The organism is Mesorhizobium sp. B2-5-4 (assembly GCF_006441095.1).
GTDB lineage: Bacteria > Pseudomonadota > Alphaproteobacteria > Rhizobiales > Rhizobiaceae > Mesorhizobium > Mesorhizobium salmacidum.
This window is the reverse complement of the sequence record NZ_VFUR01000001.1, coordinates 55905-67802: the sequence shown is the minus strand read 5'-3', so window position 1 is coordinate 67802 and position 11898 is coordinate 55905. Positions and strand designations below refer to the sequence as shown.

The 11898-nt window shown below is 60.9% G+C and carries 9 protein-coding genes; 5 read left to right on the top strand and 4 right to left on the bottom strand.

The window, feature by feature from the left end:
• Positions 1-160: 160 nt before the first annotated feature.
• Positions 161-1423, bottom strand: coding sequence for a cellulase family glycosylhydrolase (locus tag FJ492_RS00310; RefSeq protein ID WP_140767975.1), 1263 nt, complete (start codon positions 1421-1423; stop codon positions 161-163).
• 172 nt (positions 1424-1595) lie between these two features.
• Between FJ492_RS00310 and FJ492_RS00305 the strand changes: the two genes are divergently transcribed.
• The 4 genes from FJ492_RS00305 (at position 1596) to asnB (ending at position 8133) form a co-directional block, all read left to right on the top strand.
• Entirely contained in the window at positions 1596-3554 is a 1959-nt protein-coding gene (locus FJ492_RS00305) for a heparinase II/III-family protein (protein ID WP_181166548.1), read from the top strand.
• Between the two features lie 88 nt (positions 3555-3642).
• Positions 3643-4956: a UDP-glucose/GDP-mannose dehydrogenase family protein gene (locus tag FJ492_RS00300; protein ID WP_027144026.1), complete on the top strand. Its 1314-nt coding sequence runs from the start codon at positions 3643-3645 to the stop codon at positions 4954-4956.
• On the top strand, positions 4937-6199 hold the full coding sequence (locus FJ492_RS00295) for a glycosyltransferase family 4 protein (protein WP_140767972.1): 1263 nt from the start codon (positions 4937-4939) through the stop codon (positions 6197-6199). Before FJ492_RS00300 ends, FJ492_RS00295 begins: the two co-directional genes overlap by 20 nt.
• A gap of 5 nt (positions 6200-6204) precedes the next feature.
• Positions 6205-8133: an asparagine synthase (glutamine-hydrolyzing) gene (asnB, locus tag FJ492_RS00290; protein WP_140767970.1), complete on the top strand. Its 1929-nt coding sequence runs from the start codon at positions 6205-6207 to the stop codon at positions 8131-8133.
• Here asnB and FJ492_RS00285 read toward each other — a convergent pair.
• Together FJ492_RS00285 and FJ492_RS00280 are read right to left on the bottom strand one after the other, a co-directional pair.
• The gene (locus tag FJ492_RS00285; protein ID WP_140711405.1) at positions 8103-9242 is read right to left on the bottom strand and encodes a glycosyltransferase family 4 protein; all 1140 of its coding nucleotides are present in this window, start codon (positions 9240-9242) and stop codon (positions 8103-8105) included. The genes asnB and FJ492_RS00285 overlap by 31 nt on opposite strands.
• Positions 9202-10683 carry a hypothetical protein gene (locus tag FJ492_RS00280; RefSeq protein ID WP_140767968.1) on the bottom strand — a complete coding sequence of 494 codons (1482 nt, stop codon included), beginning with the start codon at positions 10681-10683 and terminating at the stop codon, positions 9202-9204. Before FJ492_RS00280 ends, FJ492_RS00285 begins: the two co-directional genes overlap by 41 nt.
• A 237-nt stretch (positions 10684-10920) precedes the next feature.
• On the opposite strand from FJ492_RS00280, the gene FJ492_RS00275 reads away from it, so the two are divergent.
• A complete protein-coding gene (locus FJ492_RS00275; protein ID WP_140767966.1) occupies positions 10921-11352 on the top strand; it encodes a cupin domain-containing protein in 432 nt (143 codons plus the stop codon).
• Between the two features lie 82 nt (positions 11353-11434).
• On the opposite strand, the gene FJ492_RS00270 is transcribed toward FJ492_RS00275, so the two are convergent.
• A complete protein-coding gene (locus tag FJ492_RS00270) occupies positions 11435-11890 on the bottom strand; it encodes a carboxymuconolactone decarboxylase family protein (protein ID WP_140502727.1) in 456 nt (151 codons plus the stop codon).
• Between the last annotated feature and the right edge of the window lie 8 nt (positions 11891-11898).

Sequence of the window (11898 nt, the reverse complement as noted above, 5' to 3'; positions counted from 1 at the left end):
TCTTGGACGGAATAGTGCTGGCAAGCATCGCTGCGGCGGTCTCAAGGCGGGGATTGCTTTCAGCATGTCGTGGCGGATAGGATTCGGTCGACCTGCCGTAAGCTTCTGATTTTATGCATGTCGTTATCCCGGAACCGAGGACACTTCCGGGCGACATGCATTAGCCTGGCATCCCCAATGCCTCGACGATCGAAGGATCGATCCGGTTGTCGTCGGCCCGCTGAATACCAAATTCCCGGCCGTTGATTTCCCAGAGCGCCCAGCCAAATCCCTGCGTCTGCGCAATGCCTGTCACATCCGAAAGCCAGGCCCGGCGATAGGTCGGCTCGGCTCCCGTGAAAATCCGATCGCGCCGCGTCACCCCGCACTCGCCCATCACTATGCGACTCCTCGCGATGCCGTTACGATCTGCCCAGTTCGCCACACGCACGAAGTCTTTCTCGATGCGGGCGCGGTTCCAGCCGTCGGCCAAGAAACCATCGAGAATCCGACGCGCATCGGCCATGGCAGCCATCTTTGCAGCCTGGTCAAGCGTCGTGTTGGCGGCAATGCGAGCTTCTATTTTCGCCGATATCCCGTCGGGCGAGACAGCGTCGTAAGGATAAGGAAGATCGACGACGTAGGGCGAAGAGGGTGCGTCCGGCGTCCCAAAATCGATGCCCTGATGGGTGAAGCTGAGCGGCATGTAGTAGTGGTAGGAAAACAGCGTATTGCTATCGATGAATGGTGATGGATCCAGATCCGTAAGCCCACTGATGCCGCCATAGTCGGCGCCGGTCAGCAGGATCGGCAGATCGACCGCCGCCCGCCGCGCCGCATCGTGCAGAACCAGCTGCGCCGCGCCCCAGACTTGGACCTGGGTTCGATGACTCGCCTCCCCGATCACCGGCTCATTCATGAGTTCCAGCGCGACCCGCTCCGACCGCAGTTCACCCAACAGAGCCGCCAGCCGGCTGATCATCGCGGTGTATTGAGCAAAAAGCGGCGCCTCCAGATCCGCCAGGATTGACTGAACCGAATAGCCCGGCACCTGCTCGACCGGATGGCAATCCACGATCACCGAAAGCCCGAGTTCCTGGAAGAGTTGCAAATTGTCCATGAGCTTCCGCTCCAGCGCGTCCCTGTCGCTGCCCTGCAACTGAATGAACGGGCCAACGTCCAAGGTGAGTCGGATAAAGTCGAATCCGACCTGCGCAAAATCGCGCACCAATTCGGCTGGGAAGACGTTTCGGGCCGTTTCGAACGGGCGCGCCAAATAGTGTTGTGGATCGCCGTCGCGCAACGCTCCCCAATTCATCATTGTATGGATCGAACCGCCGTGTTGAAAACGGGAATTCGTTTTTGGCGCCGCGGCAGCACGCACCGACAGGGCCGTCAGCGCGGCAATCGAAGCTGAAAGAAGCTGGCGTCGTGAGAATTCCATATGGCGGCGCTCCTGCGAGGCCCTGCAAGCCCGCGCCTATAAAGATACGGTACCCGGCCGGTGCGCGCGAGAACAACGCGACAAAGATGCCGATTAAGGTTAGCGGATGCGTCTGCCCGATAGCCTGCCGATGTTAATCTCAAGGCAATGGCAGTCCGTTAGAATCTGCTCCATGTTGAGACGTTTGACCTGGTATGCACGACGGCTTGCCGTGATGGAACATGGCGAGGTCCGTCATCGGTTTCGTGAGCAGTTGGAGCGCAGGCGCGCGCGGCGCGAGCGCCACAACTGGTCCGACTTTGCAACGGCCGGTGCGCGACCCAGCGTGTTGCCGCTGTTTGCGCCCCTGTTCGAAGCGGACTTGCCGCTGCCCGTCGCACAGCAACTGCAAACCGCCGCTGCCGCGTTTCGCGCCGGCCGGCTGAGACTGCTCAATCGCGACTGGCCTATATCGATGCTGGACAGTAGCGGCCGTGTCGATCCGGTGATCTGGCGACTGGACCCGGTGAGCGGCGCAAGCTGGCCTGGCGCCGAGCGATCGACCTTCGACATCAATTTCCGCTTCGGCGAGGAGCATGGAGACGTCAAGTACGTGGCCGAGGTAAACCGGCTGCATTTTCTGGCGGCGCCGGCAATCCATGCCCGCCGGGAAAACGACGCAAGCCTTGCCCACGCCATACTCGGCTCCGTCTTCTCGTGGATGGAAGCGAATGTTCCCGGCCGCGGCATCAATTGGTATTCAGGCATCGAGGCCGGCTATAGGCTGATCTCGCTGTCCATCATCATAGCGTCGCTCGATCCATGGATCGACCGGGCTGCCGGCGAGCGGCTGGCATCCTTTGTCTGCGCCCACGGCCTGTGGCTCGCCAGGTTTCCCTCACTCCATTCCTCGGCCAACAATCACCTCGTCGCCGAGGCGATGGGCCTTGTGCTTGCCGCACGCATGCTGCCGGACCACTCGGACGCCTCACGCTGGTCGACACACGGTCGGACACATCTTGAAGACAGGGCGCTGGCCCTGTTCCATAAGGACGGCGTGGGCAAGGAGCAGTCGCCGGCCTACAGCGCTTTCACGCTCGAAATGCTGCTCATCGGCTTCAGCGTCTTGGGCGGCGCCACAGAAACCGCACGTAAGCGCATGGCTGAAGCCGCCCGCGCCTTGAACTTCTTTCTCGATGATGCCGGCCATACGCCGTTGATCGGCGATGACGACCAGAGCCGGGTCCTGTTGGCATTCGGCAGCGATGAGCCGCGTTATGTCACGTCCATCGTCGGCGCGATTGCCGGTTTTCTGGATCAGCCCGAACTCGGACCGGCTATACGCGATCCGCATTGGCGCGATGCTGTATTCGCCACCCCATCGTTGACGCCGCCGCCCGCCGACGGCGCGGTTACCCTTGAAGAGGGTGGCTATACCATCCGGCGCGGTGCCATAAAGGGCCGCCGTGTCCATTTTGTCTTCGATCACGGACCGCTTGGATTTGGCGCCTTGGCCGCACATGGCCACGCCGACGCGCTCGCGGTATGGCTCTCACTGGATGGCCTGCCGCTGCTGGTCGATGCGGGCACGCATCTTTATCATTCGGAAGGCGAAAGTCGCCGGCGCTTCCGGGTCAGCGCCGTACACAATACCCTTACCATGGACGGCGTCAGCCAAAGCGAGCCGTCAGGTGCTTTCAACTGGATGCCACGGCGTGCCCGAGCAAGATTGGACGCTAGGTCGCAAGCGTCCCGGCTGAAAGTATCCGCCTCGCATGATGGTTACATGAGGCGCTTCGGCGTCATCCACCATCGGGATATAGAAGAAACCGCCGAGGGTTTTCTGATCACGGACCGGCTGGTTGGCACGAAGCCGTCGGGGACGGTCGAGATCGCTTTCCTGATTTCGCCGGAACTCGGCGTGTCGGTCGAGGGCAATTGTGTGGTGGCACGCCGCAACGGCCGGTCGGAACTCAGCATAGTAGCGCCCGAAAGCGCCGAGATCGAGATTGTACGCGGCGACCAGGCATCCGGACGCGGCCTGCAGTCGGCTGGATTCGGGCTCCTCGATGAGGCGGCAACCGTTGTTTTCAAGGCGCCTGGCCACCGGATGCGGTGGCAAAGCAGATTACTGATCGGTTTGCTAACCTGACCTTTACTTGTATTTTTTATGTTCTTCGAAAACAAGCGTGAAGGTGGCTCGATCCGCCTTTCGAAAGAAAGAACAGGACGGGCGAGCTATGAAAGTTTCCATCTTCGGATTGGGATATGTCGGTACTGTTTGTGCCGCGTGCCTGGCCGAGCGCGGGCATGACGTCATCGGCTGCGACGTCAGCGAGGCCAAGGTCGATCTCATAAACAGTGGCCGAAGCCCTATCATCGAGAAAGACGTCGGCGAACTTGTCGCTGCCAATGTCGCGTCGGGTCGTCTAAAGGCCTCATCCTCGACCGAGGAAGCCGTGATGAACAGCGACTTGTCGTTGCTTTGCGTCGGCACGCCCTCACGCCCCAACGGCTCACTGGATCTGTCGGCGGTTCAGGCGGTATCGCGCCAAATCGGATCGTCTCTTTCCAGAAAGGCCGACTATCACTCGGTCGTCGTTCGCTCGACCGTGCTGCCGGGGACGTTGTCCGACATCGTCATTCCGGCGCTCCAGGCAACTGCATCAAGGAAACTGGGCGAAACGTTCGGCGTGGCCTCAAACCCCGAATTCATGCGCGAGGGATCGGCGGTCGCCGATTTCAATAATCCAGCCAAGACCGTGATCGGCGTTGACGATGAGATAACCCGGGATCGGCTGTTGGAGCTCTACGCAGGCCTGCCTGGCCGCGTTGTCGTCACAGAGCCCCGGCTGGCTGAACTGGTCAAATACACAGACAACACCTGGCATGCGCTTAAGGTCGCCTTCGGCAACGAAATCGGCAATATCTGCAAGGCGGCGGGCGTTGACAGCCATGAGCTGATGGAGGTGTTCTTCGCCGACACCAAGCTGAATATCTCGAATGCCTATCTTCTGCCCGGCTTTGCGTTCGGCGGCTCCTGCTTGCCAAAGGACGTACGTGCGATCAACGCCTACGCGATCCAGAACGATGTGGAAGCACCGCTGCTTAAATCCCTGCTGCCGTCGAACAAGCAGCAGGTCGAGCGCGCACTGGATCGCTTGCTGAGCTATGGCAAGCGCAAAATCGGCTTCCTCGGCTTCTCCTTCAAGGCAGGCACCGACGATTTGCGCGAAAGCCCGTATCTGGAACTTATCGAGCGGCTTGTCGGGAAGGGCTGCGACATCCGCATTTTTGACCCGAACGTGTCGTTGGCAAAGCTGATGGGCGCCAACAAAACATACCTAATGAACGCGATCCCGCACGTTACGCAGCTGATGGTCCCCTCGCTCGACGAGATGGTGATGCATTCGGACGTTGTCGTGGCCACCAGTCGTTCGCCCGAATATGAAACTGTGGTTGACAAGATGAATGCAGACCAGACGCTTCTCGACATGGCCAGGCTGCCGAACACGAACCGGTTTGCGGGGACCTATGACGGCATCAACTGGTAAGCGCATCCTCATCATCGTCGAAAACCTGCCTGTCCCCTTCGACCGCCGCGTCTGGTCAGAGGCAACCACGCTGGTGAAAGCCGGCTATCAAGTGTCGGTGATCTGCCCGAAAGGCAAGGGCGCGACCGCGCCCTACGAGGTGATCGACGGCGTCCATATCTATCGCCATTCGCTGCCGCTCGACGCCGAGGGCTTCCTTGGCTATGTGCTGGAGTACAGCACCGCGTTGTTTTGGGAATTCCTGCTGTCACTCAAAGTGGCGCGGCAGCGCGGTTTCGACGCGATCCATGCCTGCAACCCACCAGATACGATTTTCCTCATCGGCGGGTTCTACAAGGTGTTCGGCAAGAAGTTCCTGTTCGACCATCACGACATCAATCCAGAGCTCTACGAGGCCAAGTTCGGCAAGCGCGGCATCGGCTGGAAATTCATGGTCTGGCTGGAGCGGCTTTCGTTCCGAACCGCCAATGTCTCGATCGCCACCAATGAAAGCTACCGCGACATCGCCATCAGACGGGGGGGCATGCTCCCCGAGAAGGTGCATATCGTGCGTTCTGGCCCGAATCTGGACCGGGTCAGAGAGGTTGCGCCCGATCCGAAATGGCGCAATGGTCGCCGCTTCGTCGTCGGTTATGTCGGCGTCATCGGCAAGCAGGAAGGACTCGACCTTCTGCTCGACTCGGTCGACCACCTGGTGAATGCCAAAGGCCGCCAGGATATTCAGTTCGTGATCTGCGGCGGCGGTCCCGAGCTTGATGCCATCAAGGCGGATACAATCGCGCGCGGGCTCGGCGAGTACGTCACCTATACCGGTCGCTGCCCGGACGAGATTCTGTTTTCCGCGCTCTCGACCGCCGATGTCTGTGTCAATCCCGACCGGCCCACGGCGATGAACGACAAATCGACCATGAACAAGATCATGGAATATATGGCGCTTGGCAAACCGATCGTGCAATACGATCTGCGGGAAGGCCGCTTTTCGGCGCAAGGCGCCTCGCTCTACGCAACCTGTACGGAGCCGACCGACTTCGGCGACAAAATCGCCGAACTCCTCGACGACAGCGAGCGCCGCGCGACCATGGGCGCGTTAGGCCGTGAGCGGGTACGCAAGGAACTCGCCTGGAGCCACGAGGGTCCGAAGTTGCTGGCCGCCTATGACGCCTTGTTCGGCACGCCTTCCAGGAGCCAAATCCAGAAACCAAGTTCGGGGTCCGACCCGGCCATGTGCAGCGGTCAGGGCTAGCCGCGATGTGCGGAATTTTTGGGTTCCACGCCCGATCACGCTTCCCTCTCGCCCAAACGCTGGATGGGGCCACGGATCGGCTGGCCCATCGCGGTCCGGACGGGCGCGGAACATTGATCATGCGGAGCCCGGATGGCGAGTGGCAGGCCGGACTCGGTCATCGTCGGCTGTCGATCCTCGATATCGAGGGCAGCCCGCAGCCGATGCATTCGCATGACGGCCGATATGTCATCGTCTACAATGGCGAGGTCTACAATTATATCGAATTGCGCGCCGAACTCATGGAACGCGGACATCGCTTTGCCACGCAAGGCGACACCGAAGTCGTGATCGAGGCCTGGCGCGCCTGGGGCGACGACTGCCTGCCGCGCCTCAACGGCATGTTTGCCTTTCTGCTTTGGGACAGCGAAACCGGCCGCCTCTATGCCGCGCGCGATCCTTTCGGCAAGAAACCGCTCTTCCTGGCTTCCGGGGACGGCTTCCACGCCTTCGCCTCCGAAATCGATTCGCTGCGCCATTTTCCAGGTGTCGACGACCGTCTGGATCAGGATTCGCTGCGCGAATTTCTCAGCTATCGCTATGTCCCTGGACCGGCCACGTTCTTTCGCGGCATCTCCAAGGTTCCGCCAGGAACCTTCATGGTAGTCGATGGCGCCAACATCCGTGCGGAGCGCTATTTCACGACGCCTTTTTCGCGCACGTCGCCCACCGTCGAAAGCTTCGACGAGGCGGTGAGGCTTTTTGGCGAGAAGCTTGATGAGGCGGTACGGCTCAGATTGCGCTCGGATGCGCCGTTTGGCGCATATCTTTCCGGCGGGCTCGATTCCTCGATGATCGTTGCGCTGATGAGCCGTCACATGGGCAAGCCCGTGGCGACCTATTCAGTAGGGTTCGATGTGCCCGGCTCCTCCGAATTACCCTATGCCAGGCAAGTCGCCGACACCTTCGGCAGCTACCACAGTGAGCTCGTCGTGAACATGGATGCGTTCACGTCGGTGTGGGAGGAGGCGGTGCTGCGGCGGGGCGCGCCGGTATCCGAGCCGTCGGACTTGCCGGTTCTGCTTTTGTCACGGCTGGCGAGCCGCACCGTCAAGATGGTGCTTACCGGCGAAGGCGCCGACGAGCTCTTGGGAGGCTATCCCAAGCATCGCGCCGAGCCGTGGGTTTCCATGTACCAGAATCTGGTGCCGGGCGGCTTGCACGAAGCCCTTGTGGGTCCTGGCGCACGCGCCCTGCCCTATGCGGCGCGGCGACTGAAGATCTTGGCCGGCGTCGCCGGCATTCGCGATGCACAGGCCCGTATGGTGGCCTGGTTCGGCGGAGCAGACGGCGGACAAGCCGAGGCGCTCTATTCCGGTCCGCCCCAATCGCGCGATCTCGATCAGCTGCCGTTCACGACCGATGGCGAAATCAGCCCGCTCAAACGCATGCTGCATTTCGATCAGACGTCATGGCTGCCGGACAATCTTCTCGAGCGCGGCGATCGCATGATGATGGCGGGGTCGATCGAAGGACGCATGCCATTCATGGATGTCGGCCTGGCCGAACTCGTCGCCCAATTTCCCGATGCTTTCCTGACCGGCGCGCCAAAGGGCAAGCGCGTGCTGCGATCGCTTGCAGCGCAATTGCTTCCCCGCCAGATCCTGGAGCGCAAGAAGGTCGGCTTCCGGGTACCTGTCGAGCAATGGTTCCGTACCGGCATGTCGGATCAGCTTCGAGATCTGCTGCAGAGTGACAGCGCCACAGTGCGCAATGTCTGCAATGCGCGCGAGATAGATCGACTGATGAGCGAGCACCTGGGTGGCGCTCACAATCACGAGAAGATACTGTGGGCGCTTGCCAATCTGGAGCAGTTCTTCCGGGTGTTCCGGCCGACGCTCGATGCTGAACAGCCGCAAGCCGCTCAGCGACGGGTCGCCAGCGCCTTCCGATAGGCTCCCTGAAGACCTTCGATCATGGTTTCGAGGCGGAAACGCGCGTTATAGATATCGCGCGACGCGGTTCGAAACGCTTCGCGGCGCGCGCCGTTTTCAATCAATTGCGCAAGGGCATGCGCAAGCTCTTCCGCATCGTCCGGCTTCACGCTTAGACCGTTCCGACCTTCCCTCAATACGTCGGGCACCGAGCCGACCGATGTCGCGACCAGGGCTGCGCCCGCACACGCACCCTCCAGCAGGCAAACCGGCAAGACCTCATTGCGTGACGGCAGGACGACGATATCGGCCTGCCGATAGAGCGGCAGGATCGTCTCGAGCGCCAGCCAGCCGGTGAATTCCACCTGGCCGAAAAGCCCTGAACTTATGGCGCGGTCGCGGAAGGCGGCGACATCGCCGGCACCCGCGAAGGTCGCGCGCCATCGCGGCAGATCCTTCGGCAGCAGCGCAAGTGCCTGAAGCAATACCCCGGCGCCTTTGGCCTCGGTGAGGTTGCCGGCAAACAACAGTCGAACGGGCGCATTCTCCTCGCGCGGTTGCGGTGCATCAAAAGCGAAGTCGGCGACGCCATTGGACACGACATCGAAGCGATCCGGCGGCATGTGATAAAAGTGGGCGACGAAGTCTCGCCAGTAATCGCCAAGCACGATGATGGCGTCGGCTCGCTCAAAGACAAGGCGCAAGACACGGACCCAGCCGCGTTGCGCATCTCCGGGCTTGGGAAAGGCCGAGCCATGAAAGTGGACGACCGTGGCCGCGCCGGCCAATCGCGCCATGGACTGCATGACCCATTTCCTCCACGACGATGCATTCGTCGCGGTGTTGAGGTGGACGATGTCATATCGGCGGGTTGCCAGCAGCCAGCCATAGCGGATCAATGCGAACGGGAAATGTGCCAGCCAACCGACACTGGACGCGTCGCCACGCGAGGCCAGGAAATCCATCTCGATCGCACTGCCAGCTGTCGAACGAAGCTGTTCATCAACGTGAGAAAACAGCGTCTCGATCCCGCCACGGCCTTTCAGGCCCCGTGGAACGACACAGAGGACCCGTATTCGATCCAAAAGGTCACACAACCCTTCGAAGCGCCGACCTGGGCGCGGGTGCACGACAGTCGATGACTTCAAGATGATCGCTGCTGTTGAGAGTATGGATCATCGGATAAGGTCTCTTTGCCGACGCAAGAATGGGCACTGGTAAGGTCAAACGCACCTTCGTCTCGTCCAACTCGACAAGGTCGGCAAGTCCGAGCCCGCCGCCATAATTGTCCGTGCCGTTCTGCAATGGCAATATGATGCGATCGCCCATCCGCACAAAACAGCCTCCGGGCCGGGCTGCGGCGCGATCGATTCTCACCGGATTGCTCCGGTGCGGGAACCATGGTCCCTCCAGGGCCTGCGCATAATAGACCACGAGGGTGTCCGAGGCGCTGCCGTAGCCGTCGCGTTCGGTCGCGAACAGCCAAAGCTTGCCGCCATGCTCCAGCAAGGTCGCATCGAAAAGTTCGCGATCCGGAATCAGGACCGAATGCCGAACCCACCGGTCCGGGAACGACTCAGCCCGGTATAGAACCAGATCTCCACCCGAACCGCCCTCGGGAAGCATCCAGATCTGGCCGCCATGACTGAACACTTGCGGATAGGACAGATGATAGGGTTCCTCGATCACCACACGCGGCACAGTTGGAGTGCCGTCCCGGAAGACCTCGGTCACGGAAATCACCGCTTTGGTACTGGCATGGCAAAAGTCTTCAATGAATATGAAATATCGCCCCTGCCATTCGAACGGAAACGGATCAGCATAGAAACGATCGCCATCATCGGGCAGATCGATCCAGGGTTCTCCGGCCAGGAGACCCGTGGCCGCGACGGTCTGGCCATTGTGAAACCGGTAGCTCACCCGCCAACGATTGAGGCGGAACCCCAAGCGCTTGGCCGCCCCTGCTGTTTGCCGGGGTATGGTTGAAAGAAGGTAGGTACCGATCAGCTGTCCATTGGTTGGACACTGATGCGCGCGCCCTGTCGGTTCGGATCGGGCCTTGTGGCCCTTGAGGAAATGATCCGTCGTATCCACCAGCAGTGTGCACATGCGCGCCAGAATGTCATTGAGCCCGCGAAGGATCGAAAGCCGGCTGTCGACCATGGGGGCCGCGCGCGCGATGCGTTCACCATCCAGAATGATTTCGATATCGGGAAGGCCGCCGGCCATCAACACCCGGGCTGCTTCGGCAATTGACGCGGAGCCCGCGAAGCCCGGGCGAAGGCCGGGAGAGGCAATAGGCAGCATGACGCCGGTCAGATCGATACGCAGTTCAGCGTCAGGCCGGGACCGAGACAGTTCCACGCTCTCGACAGGTTCAAGAAGGTCATGGCCCCGAATCTGCACTGCCTTGCGCTCAAGGCGCAGAATATAGCCAAGCGGCCATTGTACCCCGGGCGCCGCAACGCCGACCAGCGCAACGTCATGACCTTTCTCGGCCAGCCGCTTGGCGACAAGCATGTGCACCGAACACACGTTGTCATCAGGAACAAGTATATCAATTCTGCTCATCGGGATTCCGTCAGCGAAGGTCGAGAGACTATGAGAACCAGTTGCTAAGTTCGGCTTAACACCGCGGACTCGGTAAGGTGTGTTCGGCGATGTGCCTTCTGCCTACCACCGAGACGTGCGACAGCATGGCTTTCTCACTCGGTGCCAGGTGGCAATGGGTCGAGCCATTCCGACGGTCTCACCGGCAGGCTTGCGCATGGGAAGTCTCCCGAGCAATGCTGCGGCAGTGGAGGAATCATGCGGAAAGTCCTGATAGCGGTACTGCTGGCCGCGGCCGCACTTTATGCAAATTGTGCCCTGGCATTGGACAGCAGCGGAACCCCCGTCGTCGTGACGCCACTCGCATCACGCACGACCACTGCATCAGGTCAGCCGATCACGCTGCCGCAGAAGAACGTGCAGGTGCTGGTCTCGACCTATGACATCAGGCCCGGCGCGACCTTGCCGGTCCATCGCCATCCCTTCCCGCGCTACGCCTATATCGAGGCCGGAACACTGAAGGTCACCAACGTCGAGACCGGCAACAGCAACGTCTACAAGACAGGTGATTTCATCATCGAGATGATCGGCCAATGGCATCAAGCCACCAATATTGGTGACGGGCCGGTCAAGCTCCTGGTGATCGATCAGGTCGAGGAAGGCGCCAAGAACACGGAATTGCGCCAGTAGCCACCAAGACTATGCCCGCGCCCGAGGGCGGGAAGGCAAAGCCCCGCCCGCCCTCGCCTCGCGGACCATTCGAACCAGGCGCCTAGCCCCAGGCGCCAACCGGCTGCCGGGTCGTTGCGTTCAGCCTATTGAAGGCGTTGATCAGGGCGATCTGGATGACCAGTGCGGCAAGCGCCTTCTCGTCATAATGCCGGGCCACTTCGTCCCAGACATCGTCCGGCACTGCGTCCGGCCGGTCGGCGAGTCTGGTGCCGGCTTCTGCCAGCGCCAATGCCGCGCGCTCGGCGTCGGTGAAATACGGCGTCTCCCGCCAGGCCGCCAGCGCAAAGATGCGCTCGTCCTTTTCTCCGGCCTTCTTCAATTCGCGCGCATGCATGTCGACGCAGACGCTGCAATTATTGATCTGGCTGGCGCGCAGATGAATGAGCTTGCGCGTCACATAGGGCACGTCGGCCGCCTCGGTCGACTTGTCCAGCGCCAGCAGCGCCTGCACCGAACCGGGGATGAGCATCACCGGGTTCTTGATCCTTGCTTGCATGATCCTTC

Excerpts from the sequence above, each read along its gene's own strand:
- FJ492_RS00310 (WP_140767975.1), bottom strand. The coding sequence starts at position 1,423 with ATGGAATTCTCACGACGCCAGCTTCTTTCAGCTTCGATTGCCGCGCTG.
- FJ492_RS00305 (WP_181166548.1), top strand. The coding sequence starts at position 1,596 with ATGTTGAGACGTTTGACCTGGTATGCACGACGGCTTGCCGTGATGGAA.
- FJ492_RS00300 (WP_027144026.1), top strand. The coding sequence starts at position 3,643 with ATGAAAGTTTCCATCTTCGGATTGGGATATGTCGGTACTGTTTGTGCC.
- FJ492_RS00295 (WP_140767972.1), top strand. The coding sequence starts at position 4,937 with ATGACGGCATCAACTGGTAAGCGCATCCTCATCATCGTCGAAAACCTG.
- asnB (WP_140767970.1), top strand. The coding sequence starts at position 6,205 with ATGTGCGGAATTTTTGGGTTCCACGCCCGATCACGCTTCCCTCTCGCC.
- FJ492_RS00280 (WP_140767968.1), bottom strand. The coding sequence starts at position 10,683 with ATGAGCAGAATTGATATACTTGTTCCTGATGACAACGTGTGTTCGGTG.
- FJ492_RS00275 (WP_140767966.1), top strand. The coding sequence starts at position 10,921 with ATGCGGAAAGTCCTGATAGCGGTACTGCTGGCCGCGGCCGCACTTTAT.
- FJ492_RS00270 (WP_140502727.1), bottom strand. The coding sequence starts at position 11,890 with ATGCAAGCAAGGATCAAGAACCCGGTGATGCTCATCCCCGGTTCGGTG.